Origin of the sequence: Deinococcus yavapaiensis KR-236, assembly GCF_003217515.1 — a bacterium.
Lineage (GTDB): Bacteria > Deinococcota > Deinococci > Deinococcales > Deinococcaceae > Deinococcus_A > Deinococcus_A yavapaiensis.
In genome coordinates, this window is record NZ_QJSX01000002.1 from 163,252 (window position 1) to 184,064 (window position 20,813).

A 20,813-nucleotide genomic window follows, 5' to 3' on the forward strand; every position below is an offset into this window, starting at 1 on the left:
CAACTGCGGCGACCTCCGAGATGAAGTGGTGCGTTGTGGCACCCAGCGGCACGTCAATGACTCGGCTCGCCGTGCGCTGGGTGGAGGCAAAACGATGCTCCGCCGCCGTGCGAAACCAAACGTCATGATAGCGAAAACGTTCGGCACGATGGTCAGGTGCGAACAAACGAAAACCTCCCCTTGCGGGGAGGATCGTGGCGGTCCGGACGGGATTTGAACCCGCGACCTACTGCGTGACAGGCAGTTATGCTAACCGCTACACTACCGGACCAAGCGCTGACAAAGCAGCGACGAGTAGGTTAAGGGCTGGCGGGAACGTTGTCAAGGCCGTACACCGCGCGCGTGTTTCGCACGGTGGCCGCCTCGAAGGCTTCCTCGCTCAATCCGCGCGCCTGCGCGAGGAAGCGCAGGGTGTGGCGGGCGTAGCCGGGACGGTTGGGCTTGCCGCGCATCGGGACGGGCGCGAGAAACGGCGCGTCCGTCTCCACCAGAACGCGGTCGAGGGGCACGTACTTCGCCGCTTCCTGAATGTCGTGCGCGTTCTTGTACGTGACGTTTCCGGCGAAGCTCACGAAGAAGCCGAGGTCGAGTCCCGCACGCAAAAGGCCCGCGTGCCCGTTGCAGCAGTGCAAGATGCCTTTGGGCCAGTTCGCCGCCGTCAGGAGTTCCGCGCAGCCTCGCGACGCCGTGTCGCGGCCTTGCTTGTCGCGCGTGTGAATCACGATCGGCAAGTCGCGCCTTCGAGCGAGGTCGAGTTGCCACTCGAAGGCTTCTCGCTGCTGCGCGCGCCTCGTGTCGTCCCAGTAGTCATCGAGGCCGCTCTCGCCGATGCCGACGACGCGCGGATGCAAGCTGAGCTCTTCGAGGGCGGCGCGCGTTTGCGGCGAATCGTGCTCGGTGCTCGTGGGATGCAAACCGACGGTCGCCCAGACGTTCGCGTGCCGCTCGGCCAAAACGATGGCGTTTCGGGCGTGCTCGAGGTCCGCGCCGATGCACACGACGCCCGTCAAGCCGAGTTCCGAGAGGGCCGCGTCGGGATCGTCGAGGTAGTCGAGGTGGCAGTGAGAGTCGATCACCGTCACAGGGTACACGGCGCCACAAGAAGCCGCTCGTCTTCTTGATAGAAAGAGGAGCGTGACCACGTCCCTCGACGACCTCCTGCTCAAGATCGCCGTCGAAGGAGCGCTGCCTCGCGGAGCCGTGACCTTGGAGCACCTCGAAGGCGACCGAGACGCGGTCCTCGCCGTGCTCGGCAACGCCTCTGCCCAAGACTTGCACGCCCTCTTCCGTCGCGCCTTGTTCTCGCTCGACGGGCGCGCGCAGGAACTCGTGGCGAGCGCGATGCGTGAGCGCCTGGACGTCACCTTCCCCCTCGCCCTCATGACGCGTCCCGACGTCTTCCACAAGGCGTGGTTGTTGAGCCACGTCACACGCTTGAAGTTCTACACGGCCGAACCGTCCCTCGGACAGATGGCGGTGTGGCTGCGCAAGCTCGGCCTCACGCCGTCGGAGCGCCTCTCGGTGTGCTTTCCGGGCGAGAAGCCTCAGCAAGCCTTGCTGGCCGCGACGATCCTCGACGCGGACACGACGCCCGCCGAACTCGCCCTCGTCGCACACGAGTTCGTTCGGCGCGGCATCGGCGGCCTCACGACCTGGCTCGAACTTCTCAAGCACGCGTCCGCGAACGACGAGGTGGCGAGGTGCGCGCTCGGCGACCGCGAAGTGATCGCCCTCGTGCAAAGCGACGCGAGGACCGCCCCGAAGTTGCTGCGGCGCGTGTGGAAGGAGATGCAGGCGGAAACAGCGTCGTAGGAGAAGCGCGCGGCGGTCAAGGCGAGTCGCGCCGAAGCGCCGAGGCCGCCTTCAGGAACGCGAGGTCGATGGGGTGCAGCCCGTGCCGCGCGGCTTGTTCGATCGGCACGAACTCGCACGGCCACTCGCCGAGGTGAAGGCGTGAAGGCTCGAAGTTCGCCGCCTCGGCCGCGAACACGACGTCGATGAAGTGCGGAGCGGGCCGTCCCCAGGAGGGGCGTTGCTCGTCGAGGTGAAGCGCGTGGATGAAGGCGATCACGCCGATCGGACGCGCGAGCCAACCGGTCTCCTCGGCGATCTCGCGAATCAGGCCTTCTTCGAGCGTCTCGCCCGCCTCGGGCCGTCCGCCGACCGTCAAGATGGGCACCTCGGCGCGAACGAGCAGCACGTCGCGTCCCTTCGAGACGACCGCGCGCACCGAGGCGATCACGTCTCGCGGCGGCAAGTCGTGTGTCAAACCGACTCGGAACGCGAGCGGCACGCTCCGCCACGCCTCCTCCCAACCGTCGAAGGTGGGATGGGCGGCGAGAAAGGCGCGGGCGAGATCTTCGTTCGTCATGAGTTCAGATTAGCCGCGTCACGGACCCGAACGGAAAGGCCGAGCTCTTCAGGCCGCCGGGCACCACGATCCAAAGAACTTCGCCTCGGGGTGGGCGCGTTGGAAAGGTGCCGTAGCCGTCGGTGAGGTACACGTGGAGGTCGGCGTCCTTGGCCGCGTCGAAATACGGACGGAAGTCCGTGCCGCCGCCGCCTCTCGGAGCCGGGAGGGGCGTGTCGCGCGTGAGGTCGTGCGGACCGTACAGCTGGGCGTCCGCGTGGTAGAGGCTCGCTTTGACGTCGGGATAAGCGCGCAGGATACCGACGACCTCGGCGTGAAAGGACTTCAGCTCGCGCGTTCCGACCGAGCCGGACGTGTCGAGGCACACCGAGAGCCGCACGCGCTCACCTTCGAGCGTGTCGAGGTACAAGCCGGACGCGACGAAGCGGCGGTCGAACGCGGCGAAGTCGTTCTTGGCGGGCGTCACGAACCGCCACAGCAGCGTTCGCCAATCGAGGCGGGGCTCGGCGACTTCCAAGGCGCGTTCGGCCCCGGCGGGAACCTTGCCTTGCAATCTCGCGGCGGTGAGGGCGTGCTGAAGGTTGCGAGACCAGACGCGGCGCAACTCCTCGGCTTCCTGACGGGAGATGGGGGAGAGGGCGCCGTTCGCGTTCGCTTCGTCGGCGCCGGATCGGGTGTCCTCGCCCGACCCTTCGAGCAGGTCCGTACGAAACGTGCTCGGAACCGGGTACTTGTCCTCGTTGGCCGTGATGAGGTGGTAGATCTCCTCGACGCTGAGGTGCTCGACGGCGGGCAGACGCACCGCGCCGTCGGGCAGGTCGTACGTCGCGGCGAGGGCGCCGTTCACCCAGGCGTCCGCCGCGTAGCCCCAGCGTTTGGCGTCACGCGCGCCGCGCCGCGTCACATGCAAGTTGGCGATGTGGGCGACTTCGTGGGCGAGCAGCGCGAGGAGCTCCGAGCCGTTCAGGGTGTCGAGGAAGTCGGGGTGGACGTAGATGCGCCGTCCGTCCGTGCAGGCCGTCGATCCCCAGCGTGCATCGAGGGTGGGCCGCGCGTGCAAGACGAGCGTGCCCCAAAACGGCTCGCGGGTGCGCATCGCGGCGACGGCGCTCTTGAGGCGCAGCTCTCGCTGGTCGGCGCTCATCGTCACCGCGCCAACGCCATCGTGCGGGCGTGCTCCACGAGGGCTTCGCGAAAGCCCGGCACCCTCGGAATCATCTCGGCGAGGTCGCCGTCCTTGCCTTGCTCGCGCAGGCGCGTCACGCCCAGCGACGCGCACAGTTGAAACCACTCGGGTTCGCCGCGCCCGATCCATAGCAAGGCGTTGGCGAGTTCCTCCCCGCTTTCGACTTGCGACGAGAGGGCGGTCGTGATCGCCCAGCGCTCGTCGATGGAGTCGCTCTTCGGAAAGGGCTTGGCCGAGCGCCCCTCCAGGATCGCGCGAGCGTCGGGCAGACGGTCGTAGACGTCGCAGAAGGCTTCGAACTCGGACGCGGTCGCCTCGCCGACGGCGGCGCTCACGCTCAAGCCCACGGAGAGAAGTGTCGAGGCCATCACCCACGACCTCGGGCTGGGCCAAGCGGGATCGGGGGCGTCCGCGTCGAAGTCGTGGAGTTTGGAGGGGCGGTAGCCGACGAACGCCAGGATGCGCGAATCGACGTTCGCCGAGGAACCGTACGCGATCCACTCGTTGACGTCGGGCGCCACACCGAGGTGCAGCATGCGGTTGGCGACCGGGGCGGACATGTCGAACACCGAGGCGCGGTCCTCTTTGCGGTTGCCCGCCGCCCAGATGAACACGCCGTCGGGAACGACGTAGTTGCCGACGCGTCGGTCGAGCAGGAGTTGCTGCGTGATCGCCACCATCGCCGGGGGAGCGGCGTTGAGTTCGTCGAGAAACAGCACGGCGCGGCCCACCCTCGGCAGGAAGTCGGGCGCGGCGAAGGCCGTCACCTTCTCTTTCAACTTCTCTTCGAAGTCGCGCTCGGTCACGTACGGCACGCCGCGCAGATCCGTCGGGGCGAGCTGGGAGATGCGGACGTCCTCGAGGTGCAGGCCGTGCGAGGCGGCGACCTTCGCGACCGCCTGGGATTTTCCGATGCCGGGCGGTCCCCACAGCATGACGGCGAGCGGGACGTCGTTGACGACGAGTTTGTCGAGGAAATCGTGCAGGGAGCGCAAGGTGACGTTCAGCATGAGGCGCTTTCATGATGTCGCACGGGCGCGGGATCGGGAGTGGGAAGGCGCTCAGTTGCGCCCCCAGGACGCGGCGCGTTTGCACAGCCTTGAGCGGAGGTTTAGACTGTGCGGCGATGCGCAAGCCCACCATCCAAGACGTTGCCCGTCGAGCGGGCGTGGGCGTCGGCACCGTGTCGAGGGTTTTGAACAATCACGCCGCCGTGAAGCCCAGCACGCGCGACACCGTGCTACGCGCCATGAGCGACCTCAACTACACCCCGAATCCGCACGCGCGCCGCATCGCGGGCGGCCGTTCGTACACGGTGTCCGTGATGCTGCCGATCGTCAGCACCGACTTCTACCTGCGCCTTCTCGAAGGGCTGGAGAGCGCGTTCCAAGAGCAGCGCTACGACCTCGCTATCTTCCCGCTGCTCGACCGTACGAGGCTCGAGCGTTACCTCAGCAGCCATACCCTGGCCTATCAAGCGGACGGCCTCGTGATGGCGAGCTACAACCTCGCCGACATCTTCGACGACGGCGTGCTGCCCACGCGCCAACCGACGGTGCTCGTCGACGCGTACAGCGACCGCATGGACTGCGCGTACGTCGACAATCGTCTCGGGGGTCGTCTTGCGGGGGAACTCGCGGTGCGCCTCGAAGGTGAGGTGCGCGCGATGTGGCTCGAGACGGACCTCGACCAGGTGTTCAAGACCTTGGTGATCGGCGAGCGCCGGGAAGGGTTTCTCAAGGCGCTCGCCGAGGCGAACGTGCCCCTCGCCGGAGAGTACGTCAGTCCGCTCGGTTCACACGCGGCGCGCTCGGTCGCGGGCCAACTGCTCGACGAGGCGAACTTTCCGCTCACGGTCTTCGCGTCCGCCGACGTGATCGCCGCTGCCGTGCTCGACGAAGCGCAAGTGCGCGGACTGTGCGTCGGCAAGGACCTCAAGGTGATCGGTTTCGACGATCAGCCGTGGTCGGCGGCGCGCGGCCTCACGACGCTGCACCAGCCCGTGGAGGCGATGGGCCGCGCGGCGGCGGAACTGCTGCTGTCACGGCTCGCGGGACACGGCGGCCCGCCGCGCGCGCGGCGCTTCGAGCCGTACGTCGTGGAGCGCGCGTCGACCGGTCATCGTAGCGGGATGTGAATTCGCTCGCCTTGCAAGTCGCCGACGTGCAGCCATGACAGCAAGGCGAGGGGGCGCTGATCGGTGGGCACTTCACGCAGCGCTTCTTCGAGTTGGCGTGGTTGGTCGAGTTCGTGGCGTCGCAGCCAACGGTCGAGGTCGAAGGATTCGTTCATGGAGTTCCTCCAGAGTGCTGAGACGGTGGGAAGTAGATGGCTTTCAGTCTCGCGTCTCGAAGGCGTACGTCGTTGAGGGACACATCAAGGTGACTTAAGCGACTTCGGGGCGCAACGCGAGTCGAGGCGGCCGCGTAAGGTGAAGTGATGACGGCCCTGGGACTCTCGAAACTCGGCAAGCGCTTCGGCGCGACGTGGGCCGTGCGCGAACTCGATTTGGAGGTGCCCGAGGGAGAACTGTTCGCCCTGCTCGGAGCGAACGGCGCGGGCAAGACGACGACCCTGCGCATGATCGCGGGCTTGCTGCTGCCGACCGAGGGTGACGTGTCGATTCTCGGGCATTCCGTGACGCGCGAGCCGAACGCGGCGAAGCGTCCCTTGGCGTACCTGCCCGACGATCCGTTGCTGTACGGCAAGCTGCGCCCGCTGGAGTATTTGGAGTTCGTCGCGGGCCTCTGGGGGCTGAGCGCGACGTCGGCGGCGCGACGAGCGCAGGAATTGCTGACGTGGCTGGGCTTGTGGGAGCACCGTTTCGAGGTCGTGGAGACGTACTCGCGCGGTATGAAGCAAAAGCTCGCGCTCGCCGGAGCGCTGATCCACGAGCCGCGCGTGATGCTGCTCGACGAGCCGCTCACGGGGCTCGACGCGGCCGCCGCCAAGCTCGTGAAGGACGCGCTTCGTGACTTCGTGGCGAGCGGCGGCACGATCGTCTTGACGACGCACATCCTCGACGTCGCCGAGCGCATGGCGGACCGGATCGGCATCATCGCCGGAGGACGGTTGATCGCGCAGGGAACGCTGGCGGATTTACGGGCGCAGAGCGGCGAGGAGGGAGGCACCTTGGAGGCGGTGTTCCTCGATCTCGTGGCGAGAGGAAGCGGGCGCCCGTGAAGCTCTCGCCGGGCAGTGCGGCGTGGCTCGTCGCGTTCGGCTGGCGCGTCGGTTGGCGCATCTTTTGGGACAACAAGGCGCGTCGGGCGACGTTGCTGATTCTCGGGGGTGCTTTCGTGCTGCTGCACGTCGTGGCGTTCTCGCTGTTGCGAGGCGCGCGAACTTCGCTGGCGCTCTCCGATTCCCTGTCGGGCGTGGCGCTTCTCGTCGCGGGCGGCGCGACGGTGCTGGTGCTGGGCTTGCTGATCTCGAACGGAATTCGCGGCGCCTTGGAGACGTTGTTCGAACGCGGCGATCTGGACTTGCTGCTTTCGTCGCCGCTGCCTCCTCGTCGTATTTTTTTCGCGCGGGCATTGTCGGTCGTGGCGAACGGCGTGCTGTCCGTCGCGCTCTTCGTCGCGCCGATCCTCACGGTCGGATTGGTGTTCGGCTTGTGGCGTGTTCTCGGCGTGATTCCGTGGTTGGTGTCGCTGTCGTTCGTTGGAACGAGCGTGGCGCTGCTGCTCACGATGGGCCTCGTACGGTGGTTGGGCGTGCGCCGCGCGAGGACGCTGGCGTCGGTGTTGGGCGCGCTGCTCGGAGCGGCGTTCTTCCTCGTGCTGCAGGCGCGCAACTTGCTCGGCGACGCGGTGTTCGAGCGGTTCGGTCCGACGCTGACCGCTTGGAACGTAGTGCTTTCCGGAGACGGAGCGCTTCGAGAGAACAGCGCGCTTTGGTTTCCGGCGCGGACCGCTTGGCTGGAGTTCTGGCCGGCGGTCGTGACGGTCGGCGGATCGTTGGCGATGTTTTTCCTCGTGGTGCGCGTTTTGGAGAACGCGTTTCGCGTGGGCGCGGCGCAGGCGCGCACGGTGGCGCGCCGTCCCGGGCGGGCGGGACGTGGGGTGGCCCGCTTTCGCGGCGGCTGGACGGCGGTGATGCTCAAGGAGTGGCGGCTGATTTCGCGCGATCCGCTGTTGATCGCGCAGACGCTGCTGCAAGTGCTGTACCTGCTGCCGCTCGCCGTGCCGCTCGTACGCGGCGCGGCCGATGCGTCGATCGGGTCGAGCTTCGGAAGCGCGGCGATTTTGCTGGGTGGATCGCTGGCCGGAGCGCTCGCGCGCATCGTGATCTTCGGCGAGGACGCGCCGGATTTGTTGCGCCTCGCGCCCACAAGCTTCGAGTCGCTGCGGCGCGCGAAGCTGCTGGCGGCGCTCGCGCCCGTGTGGGCGCTGTTCTTGCCGCTCTTCGCGTTTCTCGTGTCGCGCGGTGACCCGTGGTGGTGGTTGCGCTTGGTCCTGTTCGCCGTGTCGACCGTCGGGGCGGGGTTGATGTACTTGTGGCGGCCGGTGGAGTTGCGACGCGCGGACCTCATGCGCGGCGGGAAAAGCGATTGGGTGAGCTCGCTGGGCGTGCTGGCGACGTCGGGCGGGCTCGTCGCAGCGAACTTCGGCTTGCCGAGCGGCGCGTGGTGGGGCGCGGTGGGTTTGGCGCTTGCCCTGGCCGTCCCGCTCGGCTTTTGGTTGTTCTTGCGCGCCGACGAGCAGGACGCGGTCCTTCGTGGGTAAAGGTTGCCTCGTGGCTTGGCTTACGAGGCTTCTTCGTGTAGGGTATACACTGTTTGTCGAACGGAGACGAACGTCTCCTGGTTCGACAGAGCGAGTCACCGGAAATCGCTCGTGAACGCTTTCACAGATACTTAGGAGTACCACGCATGAAGACACTCATCCTGGGCGCTGGCTACGCCGGCCTCGCCGTCGCGACGAAACTCAAGCCTTCGCCCAACCTCGACGTGACGCTTGTCGAGCAAAATCCGTACCACGTCTTCGAGACGAGGCTGCACGAAGCCGCCGCGCACAACACCCAAGTCACGCTGCCCCTCGCGCCCCTCCTCAAGGGTACGGGCGTCACCTTGGACCTCGCGCGCATCGCGAGCGTCGATCTCGACGCGAAATCCGTCGAGTTGAAAGACGGGCGCACCGTCACGTACGACACCCTCGTGATCGGCCTCGGGTCCGTCACGAACTTCTACCGCATTCCCGGCCTCAGCGAGCACGCCACCGAGCTCAAGGAACTCGCCGACGCCGACGACATCTACAACTTCGTCAACCGCGCCTACACCGCCGACTTCGAGGGTTGCCGCAACATCGTCGTGGGCGGCGCGGGCCTCACGGGCGTCGAACTCGTCACCGAGCTCGCGCAGCGCAACGAGACCCTCAGCCGTGAGCGCGGCCTGCCGAAGTTCGAGATCTACCTCGTCGAAGCGGGCCCCAAGATCCTGCCTGTCCTCGACGAGACCCTCCGCACGCGCGCTCAACGCACCCTCGAGGAGTACGGGATTCACATCCTCGTCGGCCACCGTCTCATGCAGGCCACGGAGAACAACGTCACCGTGCAGACACAAGACGGCCAGCAAAAGGTCATCGAGGCGGGCAAGATCATCTGGACGGGCGGCATTCAGGCGCAAGACATCGTCAAGGCCGAGAAGCTCGAGAAGGGTCCGGCGGGCCGCATCGTCGTCGATTCCTACCTGCGCATTCCCGCCTACCCGGAAGTCTTCGTGATCGGAGACATGGCCCTCGCCACCGACCCGAAGACGAACAAGCCCGTTCCGACGACCGCCCAGCACGCCGGCCAGCAAGGACGCCTCACGGGCAAGAACATCATGCGCCTCACGCGCGGCGAGACGCTGGAGGCGTACGAGCCGTCCACCCTCGGCGAGTTCGTCTCGCTCGGCGGCCTCATGGCCGTCGGTTGGATGAAGTTGCCGTGGAACCAGAAGCTCGCCATGACGGGCGGCCTCGCGCACGTCATGAAGCGTGCGTCCGAATGGCGTTGGCGCGCCAGCATCGGCGATCCTATCTAAACGAAGCGACGTGAAAGAGCAGGCGGAGGGTATCCTCCGCCTGCTCTTTCGGCATGGCCACACGCCCGCTTCACCCTCGGATACGGAAGGTGTGAAAAAGCCGTGAAGTTCACTTCATCCTGGCGGGCGAATTGTAAGATGAAGTGGTGCGACGCCTGAACGACATCGAAGCCGACGTTTCGCTGTCGCTTCCCAAAGCCGTCGAGCGCATCTCGTCCGTCGAGGACGCCTTGCGGGCGCTCACGACCATCACCAGCACCCTACCCGCAGACTTGCAAGCGCGCGACATGTACGAGCGGGTGCTCAGCGTCGCCGCGCTCATCATCCCCGACATCACGTGCGGCAGCATCATCGTGCGCCGCGCCGACGGACGCTACGCTTACGCGGCCAGCCTCAAGCACGACCTCGAACTGCTCAAGCTCGTGACGTTCACGCGAGAAGAGCTCGACATGCAAAGTGGCGTGCGCGTCGTGCCGTCCTTGCGAGATCTCAACACCCGCGTCCTCGACGCGCGCCGCTGCGAGCTGATCGAGGCGAGCAACGGCGCCTTGATCGTCGAGTCCACGTTGATCGTCCCGGTGTACCTCGGCGGGCAGATCGAGGCCGCCTTGTACCTCGACAGTCCCAGGCCCGCCGAGGAACTCGGCAAGTACGCCGAGGTCGCCAAAGTGTTCGGCGCGCACGTCGAACTCGCCTTGTGGCGCGCCCGCGTCGCCGAGCAGGCGCGGCGAGCGCAACGCGACCTCGCGTTGCGCTCGCGCTTGCGCGACGTTCTGTCTGCCGAAGGTGACCTCGCCGAACTGTTCGAAGCCATCGTGCGCGCCATCCACGAGGAATTCGGCTTCGCTCACGTCGCCGTCGCCTTGATCGAGGACGGCCAGATCGTGCCGCGGGCGCACGTCGGCTACGGCTTCTTGCAGTCCAGCTACACCTTCGAAGGCGTCGTTGGCCGCGTCGTGTGCACCGGAGAGTCGTCGCTGGTCGTCGACGTGACGCGCGACCCCGACTACATCGCCGAAAATCCGCGGGTCGTCAGCGAACTGTGCGTTCCTCTGCGCTCGGGCGACCACATCATCGGCATCATCAACATCGAAAGCGAGGACGCCACCCTCGACGACGCGGACCTCGGCAGCATCAGCAGCCTCGCCGATCATCTCGGGCGCGCCATCGAACGCGCCCGTCTCTTCGAGCAGACGCGGGCGTCGGAGCGGCGCTACCGAGCGCTGTACGACGCCGCCGAACGTTCGCGCCGCGAACTCGACTTGCTTCACGGCGTTCGCAGCGCGCTCGCTCAGGAACTCGACGTTCCGTGCGCCCTGCGCGCCGTCACCGAGGCGGTCGCACGCACCTTCGGCTACACCCAGATCAGCATCTACTTCATTCACGAAGACGACCTCGTGCTGCAACATCAAGTCGGCTACGATCAGGTCGTGTCGAGCGTGCCGCTTTCCAAGGGCGTGATGGGACGCGTCGCGACGACCGGTCGAGCGGAACTTATCGACGACGTTCGTTCGGAGCCGCGCTTCATCGGAGCGGTCGAGGACATCGCCTCGGAAGTGTGCGTGCCCCTCCGGCGACACGGGCAGGTCCTGGGCGTGCTCAACGTCGAAAGCCGCGGCGGAGTGAGCCTCACCGGAAACGACTTGCGGCTCGCGCAGACGGTGGCAGGCTACATCGAGACGACCTTGGAGTTGTCGTCTTTGCACGACGAGGTGCGCGAGCGCGAAAACCGCTACCGTCTGCTCGCCGAGAACATGAGCGACCTCGTGTGCTTGCACGGACCCGACGGCTCGTACCGCTACCTCAGCCCGTCCGTGCGAACTCGGCTCGGCTACGACCCCGAGGAACTCAAGGGCTTCACGCCCTTCGACCTCATGCACCCCGAGGAGTACGAAAGCATCGCCTTCATGACGCTGCGCCGACTGCAAAGCGGGCAAGCGCAGCAGTTGCGCTTGCGCCTGCGCCGCAAGGACGGCGCGTACGCCTGGTTCGAGGCCAGCATCACGCCCATTCGCGAAAACGGGCGCCTCTCGGGCTTCGTGTCCACGTCGCGCGACATCACCGAGCGCAAACAAGCCGAGGATCGCCTCGCTTGGAGCGCCACGCACGACGCCCTCACGGAGTTGCCCAACCGCACGCTCTTCGAGTCGCGTCTGCGCGCCGCGCACGCCGAGGCACGTCGACGCGGCGCCGCACGGTACGCCGTGCTGTTTCTCGACCTCGACCGCTTCAAGATCATCAACGACAGCCTCGGGCACCGCGTCGGCGACGAGTTGCTCGTCGAGTTCACGCGCCGCTTGTCGTCCGCCGTTCCCGCCGGAAGCATCGTCGCGCGTCTCGGAGGCGACGAGTTCGCCGTGCTGGTCGAGCACCTTTCGGACTTGCGCGAAGCGGAACTGATCGCGGGCCGCCTCGAAGACGCGCTCGACGCTCCTCTGCTCGTCTCGGGCCGCGAACTGCGCGTCACCGTCAGCATCGGCATCGCGCCCGGACGCCTCGACCACCGAGACTCGCTCGACGCCCTGCGCGACGCCGACATCGGGATGTACCGCGCCAAGCGCAGCGCCACTCAGCGTCACGCCGTGTTCGACACCACGATGCACGACGCGGCGATGCGCCGCCTGCAACTCGAAGGCGACTTGCCGCGCGCCTTGCGCGCCCGCGAACTGCGCCTCGTCTACCAACCGATCGTGAACCTGCCCACGAGTCGGGTGGAAGGCGTGGAAGCCTTGCTGCGCTGGACGCACCCCGTGCTCGGCGAAGTACGCCCCGAGGAATTCATTCGCGTCGCCGAGGAAACAGGGCTCATCGTGCCGCTCGGCGAGTGGGTGCTGCAAGAAGCCTGCACGCAAGTTCGGGTGTGGCAGCGAGAATTCGCCGATTGCTGCCTCGACTTGCACGTCAACGTGTCCGCGCGGCAGTTCTACCAGCCGGGCCTCGTGGAGACGCTCGCCCGCGTGCTGCAAGACAGCGGCTGCGATCCCGAGCGGCTCAACCTCGAAATCACCGAGAGCGCCATCATGCAGCACGACGCGATCTCCGCCGACATCCTCACGCACCTTCGAAGGCTCGGAGCGCGCGTGCAAATCGACGACTTCGGCACGGGCTACTCGTCGCTCGCGTCTCTGCACCGCTTTCCCATCGACGCGCTGAAAATCGATCGCTCGTTCGTCGCGCGCCTCGGGCGCGACACGACGAGTTCGAGCATCGTGCAGACGGTCGTGACGCTCGCCCGCGCCCTCGGCATCGGTGCCGTCGCCGAGGGCGTCGAGACGAGCGAGCAGCGAACGCACCTCGTGCGGCTCGGCTGCCACCTCGCCCAAGGCTTCTTGTTCTCCCATCCCTTGCCGCCGCAAGAGATCACGTCCATCTTGCGGCGCGGCGCCTACCTCGCGCCGCACGGCCCGACCGCCTGACCGCCCTTCGAAGTTCGCATGTCGACGGCGTCGCTCAAAGCACGAGCGACGCCGCGTTTCCACCGATTTCGTCCCAAAGGGTGAACTCCGCGACGGCCCCCTCGCGTACGATTCCGACATCGTCCCAGCCCACGGCGAGGGCGGGACCGCGCGTGTAGGCGAACAACGTCTCCTCCACGGTGAGCGTCTCGTCGGGCGCGACGAACTCGCCCGTATCGTCGCGCCGCGTGAGGGCCGCCCGGAAATTGTCCTGCACGTTCGGAGGCGCGACCGGCGCGTCCGACCCGAGGGCGAGCAGCGCGCCCGAACGCAGCAAGCTCGCGAACGCGTACGTGGTGTTCTCAAGGTGCGGCAGCAAGGCGCGTATCATCGGCCCGTCTCCCAACAGGTGAATGGGCTGCACGGACGCCGTCACGCCGAGACGCCCGAAGCGCGCGACGTCCTCGCGGCGCAAGTGCTGCGCGTGCTCCAAGCGCAAGCGCATCCCCTTCTCGCGCGCGAGGAGCGCGAGGCGCTCGTACACGTCGAGCACCTCGGTGTTCGCGCGGTCCCCGATCGCGTGCGTGACGGGCACGAAGCCCAACTCCAACGCTTCGCGCCCCCGCTCGAGAATGAGTTCCGGGCTGTGCAGCGGCAAGCCCGTTCCGCTGCCGTCGGCGAAGCCCGGCGCGTACAGCCACGCCGTGCGGCTGCCGAGCGCGCCGTCCGCGAAGAACTTGATGCCACCGATCGTGAGCTGTCCGCGCACGTTGCCGCGCAAGCCGAGGGCGCGCACGTACTCCAAACGGTCGTGGTCCACGCACGACCACACTCTCAGCGGCAACGCGTTTCGCGCGGCGAGCGACAGCATCGCCGCGAGCGCCTCGGGCGGCTCGAACCCCATCGTGTGCGTTCCCGTGAAGCCGCGCGCCTGCAAGTCGCGCGCTCCGCGCGAAGCCGCCGCCTCGTACTCACGGTGAGTCGGCGCGGGAATGGCGTTTCGCACGATCTCCTTGGCGTACTCCAGCAGCGTTCCCAACGGACGGACGATCCGGCCGCCCTCGGGGTCGGGCGTCGCCTCCGAAATGCCCGCGCGTCTCAGCGCCTCGGAATTCACCCACGCCGAGTGCAAATCGCGCGAAAACGCGATCACCGGGTGGTGCGGCGTCGCCTCGTCGAGCTCGCGGGCGGTGGGATAGTCGGCGAGGCCGAGCTCCGAGAAGAGGAAGCCGCCTCCTTGAATCCACTCGCCGTGCGGCGTGACGGCGGCTCGCTCGCGAAGGCGCGCGACCACTTCGGAAACGCCGCGCGATCCTGTGAGGTCCACTTGCGACAAGGAGAAGCCGTACCCGACGAGGTGCGTGTGCGCGTCCACGAGGCCCGGCGTGAGAAACGAGTCCCGGTGGTCGAGCACGTCCGCCTTCGGTGCGACGGCCGTCATCTCTTCGCGTGAACCGACGGCGAGCACGCGCCCTCCACCGACGAGGACCGCCTCGGCGTTCGGGCGAGCGGCGTCTTGCGTGAGAATGCGGGAAAGAATCAATTGCAGCATGTCGCTCCACGATACCTGCCGGGCGCGTATCTTGAAGCTCGTGCGTCCCGTCGACTTCGACGAAGCTTCCGTGTCCTTCACGCGGCGCCGCCTTTTGCGCGCCATCGCGCTCGGCGGCGCGGCCTTCGCGGCCGTACCGATCGTGAACACGTACCGCTTCGAGGTCTCTCGGCATCGCGTTTCCCTCGCGGGCCTCACCGCGCCCTTGCGCGTCGCGCACCTCAGCGACCTTCACTTCGGGCCGTTCATTCGGGAGGGGAGCGTGCGCGCGTGGGTGGACGCCACGCTTCGCGAACGCCCCGACCTCATCGTCATCACGGGCGACTTCTTCGACCACCTCTTTCGCGGCGACGGCGCGCCCCTGCTTCGTTTGCTCGCGCGTCTTTCCGCTCCGCTCGGGGTGTTCGGCGTGTGGGGCAACCATGACAACGCGATCTTCGGCTTCGACGAGAACGGCATCTTTCATCCCGATTGGCGAGAACGGCGAACGAATTGGGGTCGGGCGCTTCGCGCGTCGGGCGTGCGCATCCTGCTGAACGAAGGCGTGCGAGTGCGGAGCGACTTGTACCTCGCCGGAATCGACGACGAACGCACGGGCTGGCCCGACCTCGCGCGAGCCCTCGCGGGACGACGAGGCGAGACGGTCCTGCTGCTCAGCCACACGCCCGACGCGCTGCCGAGCGTGCCCTCCAACGTCGCTTTGACGCTGTGCGGACACACGCACGGCGGTCAAGTCAAGCTGCCCGTCGTCGGGCCGCTCGTCACGTCTTCACGTTACGGTCGGCGTTTCGCGGAAGGATTCGTGCGCGCGCCCGCGCTCGGCTTCGTGTCGCGCGGCCTCGGCGTCAGCAACTTGCCTTTGCGCCTCGACTGCCCCGCCGAAGTGGCGATGCTCGAGTTGACGCCGCGCTGACGCTTCTCGCGCGCCGCGAACGAGGCGGTCACACCGAGCTTCAGCCACTCCTTCATACGGGAAGATGCCGCGAGAACGCGGCGTCATACTACCTGCATGCCTCTGCGCCGCGTTCTCTCCTCGCTCGGTTGGAGCGCCCTCACCTTGACGGTCGCAAGTGTCACCAACACCTACCGCTTCAAGACGACGCTTCAGGAAGCGACGTTGCCGGGCTTGACGAAGCCGCTGCGCGTCGCGCACCTCAGCGATCTGCACTACGGCTTGTTCGTCGGGCCGCTCATCGTGAAAGCCTGGGTGGACGCCACGCTCGCCGCCAAGCCCGACCTCATCGTCATCACGGGCGACTTCCTCGACGGTCACTTTCGCGCGCCCGGACGCGGCACGATGCTGCGCGAACTGGCGCGCTTGCAAGCGCCCCTCGGCGTGTGGGGCGTGTGGGGCAACCACGACTGGACGAGCCTCAACACGAACGCGCAGAGGATCCGCTTCGCCGAGCGACTACGCGTGAACGGCGTGCAGCTCATCAACAACGCGGGCGTTCAAGTGCGCGATGACGTGTACGTGGCGGGCGTGGACGACTGGTGGTTCGGAGCGCAGGACCTCGACGCGGCCCTGCGACATTACCAAGGTGGCGCGATCTTGTTGCTCGCACACAACCCCGACTACCTGCCCCACGTTCCGTCGAAGGTGGGCCTCACCTTGTGCGGTCACACGCACGGCGGGCAAGTGCGCCTCCCGATGATCGGTCCCCTCAAGCGCTCCACCCTCATGCGTCCCTTGCAAGGCTGGGTGCGAGGCGACGCCATCGTGACGTCGCCCGCCGAGGGACGCGCGGGCGTCGAAGGCGAAAATCACGCGCTGGGCTTCGTATCGCGCGGGCTCGGCGTGACGGGGTTGCCCGTACGGTTCGCTTGCCCCGCCGAAGTGGCCATTCTCGATTTGCACCCGCCCGACTTTCCGTTTTAACGGCGGCAGGTGAGGTTCACGCGAAAGCTCGGGTCGGCGACCGTGTAGCTCGTGCCGGGCCCGCGATCGACGCGGAAGACGAGTCGGCTCGGCGGGCTGATCTGCCCGTTCGCGGCCGGATTCGGGAAGAAGTTCAGCGTGAACGAGAGCGGAGCGCCTTGAGGCACGTCGCGCGCCGCGACGCCCTGCAAGTCGAAGATGCTGCCGCTCGGCGTGTACGACGCGCCGTCCTGCGTCACGAGCTGGACGTTGTCGAGTTGCGACGCGGGCCCGCCCGCTCCCGAGTTGGCGAGCGACGTCGTACCGTTCGTACCGTTGCGTACCTCGATCGACACGGCGGTCCCCTTGCGGTCGCCGTCCGTCACGTTCGAAACGTTCGTGACCCGCAGACGCCACACGCCGTTGAAGAGTTGCTCGTTCACACACCCCGCGAGACCCGCGACTTGATTCGAGCCGCCCGACGCCGCTGGCGCCGCCGGAACGGTCAGCGCCAAGGCGCTCGCGCTTTGTGTGGCCGTCACGCCCGCCGCGCGCAGCGCCTCGACAGGCACGTACGTGCGCCCGTTCACGACGATGGCGCCCGTGGTGGACCGCTGCCCGTTGATCGTGAGGGCCAAAGAGCGCTGCACGGCTTGTGCGAGCGCGACGGTGGCGAGCAGGGCGACGGCGACGGTCCACTTCTTGGCGTGCTTCATGACTTCCTCCCTGAAAGATTGCAACAGGTGATCTTCGTATTGTGCGGATTCGCCGGGCGGTGTCAATCGGCGGGAAGCGAGGAAAGCCTCGCGAGGAGCTTTCCTCGGGTGGCGCCGCCGAAGCGCGCCGGCCGTTCACGACAGCGCCACTCGCGTTGTTGAGAGGAAAGGTTGGTGGAAGGAAGCTCGCTTCTTGACCAGCTCTGCCTCCCTTGGGCTCCATGAGCTTCAACGCACCTGCTCGACTTGCACGAACAGGGTGTAGTCGCCTTTGAGCGCCTCCGCGTCTTGGTAACGCACGGCGAGCACGCCCGGACCGAAGCCGAAGTCGGTGCGCGCGAGCCGCTCGGCCGTCGCGCGATTGAACACCAGCACTTGCGGATCGAACGCGTAGTTCAATCCCGCGTCCTGCATGCCGATCGGACGGTCCTTCGCGTCGCCGAGCAGGCTCTTGCCGACCGTGACGTTCACGCCCGGCGCGCCTTGCCGCAAGCCGAGGCTGCTGGCCGTGCGCACGACGGTGCGGGCGATCGCGGCGGGCACGTCGGTGGGGCTCGGGGCGTTCACGACGAGGCCCGCCACGTCCGACAAGGGCAAGAGCGGCGCGAACAGAATGCGCCCGAGGGTCGTCAGGAAGCTCGGCTCGCCGTCCCACTCCCACAGGGTCGGCACGATCATCGCGGCTTGCCCGTCGGCGAGGTCGCCTTGAAACAGCAGCATCGGGAAGCGGTCGGGCTGCGGCGGGCCGCCGCGAATCCACGGCGTCGCCGTCGGAAAGCGGTCGCCGCTCGTGAAGCCGCCGTTGCCGCCGAAGGGCGCGTGGGCCGAGCCGCCGCGCAGGCGGTTCGGGTAGTTGTTGGTGTCGCCCACGACGACGCTGCGCACGCCGCTCGGACCGAAGAGGGTCCGGTTCGTGGCGTCCACGACGCGCGCCTCGGACATCACGAACACTTCGTCGCCGCCTCCGTCCGACTCGAACACGTGGTCCCATGTTTGGCGATCGACGCGCCAGCCCAGCAGCGTCACACGAAAGCGTCCCACGGCAGGCTGCGCGGCTTGCACGACGATGGGCGCGAGGATGATCGGCGCGGACGGAAGGGGCGTGTTGGGGCTCTTCGTGTCCTTCTGGGCGAGGGTGGCGCCGGAGGCGAGCAAGGCGGTGAGGGCGAGAGCGGCGGTCACGATCTTCGTCATCTTGGGGCTCCTTTCGGCCTTTCCATCGGCCTGGACGTACCGTAGGAGACGCGCCGTGAACGACCCATGAACGGCGTTCACGCACCTTGTACACTGGCGGTGTGCTGAGAACCCTCGGGGGCCTCGCGCTCGTGGAGCCGCGCTTCACGCGCGAGAAACCGTTGTTGTTGCTCGCGTACCTCGCGCTCGAGGGCACGAGACCGAGGCGCGACGTCGCCGCGCTCTTCTGGCCCGACTCACCCAACCCCATGAACAACCTCGCCGTGGCTTTGAACAAGCTGCGCAAAGTCGGCGTGATCGGCGCGGACGAAGCGCGAACGTGGTGCGAAATCGAGTGCGACGCAGTCAAGTTTCGCGACGTCGTGCGCGAAGGGCGCTGGCGTGAAGCGACCGAGTGGTACGGCGGAGCGTTCGCGGACGGCCTCAACTTCGAGGACGTCGGCCCCGACCTCGAAGAGTGGGTGTACGAGACGCGCGAGCGTCTGGCGCGCGAAGTGCAGAGCGCGTGGTCGAACCTCGCGCACGACGCGGCGGCGCACGGCGACTTCGCCGAGGCGGGACGCTGCGCCGAACGGGCGCTGCGCGTTGCGAGCGCGCCGCCTCCCGAAACGGACGTGCTTCGCGAACTGCACCGCCTGCTGCTCGCCGCCGAGCATCCCGCCAAAGACGAACTCGTGCGTGAAGCGCGCGAACTCGGCGTGACGCTCGTCTCGTCGGCGGAAGCGGCGCGCGGCGATTTGCGTGCGCGGCCCGTCGGTCGCGCGCGCGAACTCGAGTCGTTGCTGGCGTTGCCGCGCGGCGGGTGGGCTTGGGTGGGCGGCGGGCCGGGCTTGGGCAAGACGACCGTGCTGCGCTTGCTGGAAGCGCGCGGCTGGACGTACCTGCCCGCGCGTTCCGGCTTGCCGTACGCGACGCTCGAAGGATTGATGAGCGTGCCGAGCGGCGGGCCCGACGCGGCGGCTCGGCTGCTCGCTCGGCGCTCGTTCGACGTCGCCATCGACGATTGGCACGCGATGGACGAGGAAAGCCGAGCCGTCTTGGAGCGCCTGCGTCGCCTGCGGCCCGACGCGCGCGTCGTGCTCGCCGGAGAAGGCGTGGCGCCGCTCGACGTGGACCGCACGGTGGAACTCGGACGGCTTGGCGCGGCGGACCTCGCCGACTTTCCCGGCGCTTTGGAAGCGACGGACGGCCTGCCGTCGCTCGTCGGCGCTTGGCTGCGCGGCGAACCGACGAGCGTCGCCCTCGAAGGGCGTCTGGCGCGCTTGCCGGACGTCGCCCGTGACATGCACGGCGCCTTCGCCTTGCTGGACGCGCCCGACTTGATGCTGGTCCGTCGCGCCTTGCATCTCGACGCGGACGCGTTCGCCGAAGCGCTCGGCACCCTTCTTCGAGGCGGCTTCGTGGACGCTTCGGGCGTCGTGCTTGGCCGCGACGCGGCCTTGTCGTACCTCAAGGCGCACCCGGCCCTCGAAGGGCGCCTCGGGCTGGCGCTCGCCCGCGCCTTGCCCGCCCTCGCCGCCTTGCCGCTGTACCGTCGCGCCCGGGCCTTGCTGCGGCCCGAGGACGAGCGGAGCGTTCGCGCCGCCTACCTCGCGTGGGGGCGCGAACTCGTGCGGCGCGGCTTTCCCGAGCGGGCCGCCGCCGATCTCGCCGAGGCCGCGCCCAGCGAGGACGTGTCGCTGCTGCGCGCCCGGGCGCTCGAGCTCAGCGGGCAGCTCAAGATGGCGCGCGACGTCTTGACGGCTTTGCCCGAGTCGCCGCGCCAGCAAAGTCTGCTCGCCCTCGTGACGTGGCGCCTCGGCTTTCCCCACGAGGCGCGCTCCCATGCGGCGGCGGCGTTGACCGGCGACATCGAGGCGCGCGCCGAGGGACACAACGTCCTCGGATTGCTCGCTCAGTACGAAGGGCGTTTCCCGGAAGCGAAGGCGGCTTTCGGACGCGCCCTCACCCTTTGGCTGGCCGCCGGAGACGAGGTGCGCCACGTCGGAACCCTCACGAATCTCGCCGTGGTGCGCGCCGAACTCGGCGAGGACGTCGACGCGGCCTTTCAAGAGGCGTTGCAGGCCGCCTCGGACAACTTGAGCCTTCGAGCGACGGTTCTGACGGCCATCGGCCGTATGCACGAACGGCGAGGGCAGGAAGACGATGCCAAGCGCTTGTACCGAGAGGCGCACGACTGCGCGCACGAGGCGGGAGACCTCAAGACGGCCGCCCTGGCCATGAACAACCTCGCCGTGGTGTGGCACCTCGAAGGACGGGAGCGCGAAGCGCGCGACGCGTACATGGCGGCGATCGGCCTCGCCCGAAACGCGGGAGACATGCGGGTGCTCGGCATGGCCCTTTCCAACGCGGCGGAACTCGACGGCAACGTGGAAGGATGGCGCGAAGCCATTTCGATTCTGGAGGAGTCGGGCTTCGTGGCGCTCGCGCAAGGCTACCGAGAGGACTTGGAAGCGTTCATGGCCCGGTAAGGGTCGTTCGGGCACCGTGAGACATGCCGATCAGTGCGTACGAAA

Annotated in this window: 17 protein-coding genes and 1 tRNA gene; 9 read left to right on the plus strand and 9 right to left on the minus strand. The window is 67.6% G+C overall.

Annotated features, from left to right (window positions below):
* Positions 1-195 precede the first annotated feature (195 nt).
* Both DES52_RS03155 and DES52_RS03160 read right to left on the minus strand, forming a co-directional pair.
* Positions 196-271 (minus strand) — tRNA-Asp (locus tag DES52_RS03155).
* 28 nt (positions 272-299) lie between these two features.
* Complete coding sequence (locus tag DES52_RS03160) at positions 300-1,076, minus strand: TatD family hydrolase (RefSeq protein ID WP_110885519.1); 777 nt, start codon at positions 1,074-1,076, stop codon at positions 300-302.
* 58 nt (positions 1,077-1,134) lie between these two features.
* Here DES52_RS03160 and DES52_RS03165 point away from each other — a divergent pair, with 58 nt between their 5' ends.
* Positions 1,135-1,812: a hypothetical protein gene (locus DES52_RS03165; RefSeq protein ID WP_110885333.1), complete on the plus strand. Its 678-nt coding sequence runs from the start codon at positions 1,135-1,137 to the stop codon at positions 1,810-1,812.
* Positions 1,813-1,828: 16 nt separating this feature from the next.
* On the opposite strand, the gene DES52_RS03170 is transcribed toward DES52_RS03165, so the two are convergent.
* The 3 genes from DES52_RS03170 to DES52_RS03180 are packed head-to-tail and all read right to left on the minus strand — an operon-like array spanning position 1,829 to position 4,567.
* Positions 1,829-2,371 carry an NUDIX domain-containing protein gene (locus tag DES52_RS03170; RefSeq protein WP_110885334.1) on the minus strand — a complete coding sequence of 181 codons (543 nt, stop codon included), beginning with the start codon at positions 2,369-2,371 and terminating at the stop codon, positions 1,829-1,831.
* A 4-nt stretch (positions 2,372-2,375) separates the two neighbouring features.
* Complete coding sequence (locus DES52_RS03175) at positions 2,376-3,515, minus strand: vWA domain-containing protein (protein ID WP_170130869.1); 1,140 nt, start codon at positions 3,513-3,515, stop codon at positions 2,376-2,378.
* A 2-nt stretch (positions 3,516-3,517) separates the two neighbouring features.
* Positions 3,518-4,567, minus strand: a complete 1,050-nt coding sequence (locus DES52_RS03180) for an AAA family ATPase (RefSeq protein WP_110885336.1) — start codon at positions 4,565-4,567, stop codon at positions 3,518-3,520.
* 116 nt (positions 4,568-4,683) lie between these two features.
* Between DES52_RS03180 and DES52_RS03185 the strand changes: the two genes are divergently transcribed.
* Positions 4,684-5,694 carry a LacI family DNA-binding transcriptional regulator gene (locus DES52_RS03185; protein WP_110885337.1) on the plus strand — a complete coding sequence of 337 codons (1,011 nt, stop codon included), beginning with the start codon at positions 4,684-4,686 and terminating at the stop codon, positions 5,692-5,694.
* Here DES52_RS03185 and DES52_RS22795 read toward each other — a convergent pair.
* Positions 5,676-5,849 carry a hypothetical protein gene (locus DES52_RS22795; RefSeq protein ID WP_170130870.1) on the minus strand — a complete coding sequence of 58 codons (174 nt, stop codon included), beginning with the start codon at positions 5,847-5,849 and terminating at the stop codon, positions 5,676-5,678. The genes DES52_RS03185 and DES52_RS22795 overlap by 19 nt on opposite strands.
* Before the next feature lie 147 nt (positions 5,850-5,996).
* Between DES52_RS22795 and DES52_RS03190 the strand changes: the two genes are divergently transcribed.
* The 4 genes from DES52_RS03190 to DES52_RS03205 all read left to right on the plus strand — a co-directional run bounded on the left by DES52_RS03190 (position 5,997) and on the right by DES52_RS03205 (position 12,998).
* Positions 5,997-6,740 carry an ABC transporter ATP-binding protein gene (locus DES52_RS03190; protein WP_110885338.1) on the plus strand — a complete coding sequence of 248 codons (744 nt, stop codon included), beginning with the start codon at positions 5,997-5,999 and terminating at the stop codon, positions 6,738-6,740.
* A complete protein-coding gene (locus tag DES52_RS03195) occupies positions 6,737-8,284 on the plus strand; it encodes a hypothetical protein (protein WP_110885339.1) in 1,548 nt (515 codons plus the stop codon). The genes DES52_RS03190 and DES52_RS03195 overlap by 4 nt, the downstream gene beginning before the upstream one ends.
* 146 nt (positions 8,285-8,430) lie before the next feature.
* A complete protein-coding gene (locus tag DES52_RS03200; RefSeq protein ID WP_110885340.1) occupies positions 8,431-9,582 on the plus strand; it encodes an NAD(P)/FAD-dependent oxidoreductase in 1,152 nt (383 codons plus the stop codon).
* Positions 9,583-9,728: 146 nt separating this feature from the next.
* Positions 9,729-12,998, plus strand: a complete 3,270-nt coding sequence (locus DES52_RS03205) for an EAL domain-containing protein (protein WP_110885341.1) — start codon at positions 9,729-9,731, stop codon at positions 12,996-12,998.
* 34 nt (positions 12,999-13,032) lie between these two features.
* On the opposite strand, the gene DES52_RS03210 is transcribed toward DES52_RS03205, so the two are convergent.
* Positions 13,033-14,529, minus strand: coding sequence for an amidohydrolase (locus DES52_RS03210; protein ID WP_110885342.1), 1,497 nt, complete (start codon positions 14,527-14,529; stop codon positions 13,033-13,035).
* Positions 14,530-14,569: 40 nt separating this feature from the next.
* Here DES52_RS03210 and DES52_RS03215 point away from each other — a divergent pair, with 40 nt between their 5' ends.
* Both DES52_RS03215 and DES52_RS03220 read left to right on the plus strand, forming a co-directional pair.
* Positions 14,570-15,442 (plus strand): metallophosphoesterase, encoded by an 873-nt coding sequence (locus tag DES52_RS03215; protein WP_245900647.1) that lies wholly within the window; start codon positions 14,570-14,572, stop codon positions 15,440-15,442.
* A gap of 96 nt (positions 15,443-15,538) precedes the next feature.
* Positions 15,539-16,408: a metallophosphoesterase gene (locus DES52_RS03220; RefSeq protein WP_110885344.1), complete on the plus strand. Its 870-nt coding sequence runs from the start codon at positions 15,539-15,541 to the stop codon at positions 16,406-16,408.
* Here DES52_RS03220 and DES52_RS22800 read toward each other — a convergent pair.
* Together DES52_RS22800 and DES52_RS03230 are read right to left on the minus strand one after the other, a co-directional pair.
* Positions 16,405-17,103: a hypothetical protein gene (locus DES52_RS22800; RefSeq protein WP_170130871.1), complete on the minus strand. Its 699-nt coding sequence runs from the start codon at positions 17,101-17,103 to the stop codon at positions 16,405-16,407. The genes DES52_RS03220 and DES52_RS22800 overlap by 4 nt on opposite strands.
* Before the next feature lie 228 nt (positions 17,104-17,331).
* Positions 17,332-18,297, minus strand: a complete 966-nt coding sequence (locus tag DES52_RS03230; RefSeq protein WP_110885345.1) for a hypothetical protein — start codon at positions 18,295-18,297, stop codon at positions 17,332-17,334.
* A 101-nt stretch (positions 18,298-18,398) separates the two neighbouring features.
* Between DES52_RS03230 and DES52_RS03235 the strand changes: the two genes are divergently transcribed.
* Positions 18,399-20,768, plus strand: coding sequence for a tetratricopeptide repeat protein (locus DES52_RS03235; protein WP_110885346.1), 2,370 nt, complete (start codon positions 18,399-18,401; stop codon positions 20,766-20,768).
* Positions 20,769-20,813: the final 45 nt, after the last annotated feature.

Bases quoted from the DNA above. Each gene is read 5' to 3' on its own strand.
- DES52_RS03210 (WP_110885342.1), bottom strand. From the start codon at position 14,529: ATGCTGCAATTGATTCTTTCCCGCATTCTCACGCAAGACGCCGCTCGC.
- DES52_RS03220 (WP_110885344.1), top strand. From the start codon at position 15,539: ATGCCTCTGCGCCGCGTTCTCTCCTCGCTCGGTTGGAGCGCCCTCACC.
- DES52_RS03180 (WP_110885336.1), bottom strand. From the start codon at position 4,567: ATGCTGAACGTCACCTTGCGCTCCCTGCACGATTTCCTCGACAAACTC.
- DES52_RS03175 (WP_170130869.1), bottom strand. From the start codon at position 3,515: ATGAGCGCCGACCAGCGAGAGCTGCGCCTCAAGAGCGCCGTCGCCGCG.
- DES52_RS03170 (WP_110885334.1), bottom strand. From the start codon at position 2,371: ATGACGAACGAAGATCTCGCCCGCGCCTTTCTCGCCGCCCATCCCACC.
- DES52_RS03190 (WP_110885338.1), top strand. From the start codon at position 5,997: ATGACGGCCCTGGGACTCTCGAAACTCGGCAAGCGCTTCGGCGCGACG.
- DES52_RS03200 (WP_110885340.1), top strand. From the start codon at position 8,431: ATGAAGACACTCATCCTGGGCGCTGGCTACGCCGGCCTCGCCGTCGCG.
- DES52_RS03230 (WP_110885345.1), bottom strand. From the start codon at position 18,297: ATGACGAAGATCGTGACCGCCGCTCTCGCCCTCACCGCCTTGCTCGCC.
- DES52_RS03185 (WP_110885337.1), top strand. From the start codon at position 4,684: ATGCGCAAGCCCACCATCCAAGACGTTGCCCGTCGAGCGGGCGTGGGC.
- DES52_RS22800 (WP_170130871.1), bottom strand. From the start codon at position 17,103: ATGAAGCACGCCAAGAAGTGGACCGTCGCCGTCGCCCTGCTCGCCACC.
- DES52_RS22795 (WP_170130870.1), bottom strand. From the start codon at position 5,849: ATGAACGAATCCTTCGACCTCGACCGTTGGCTGCGACGCCACGAACTC.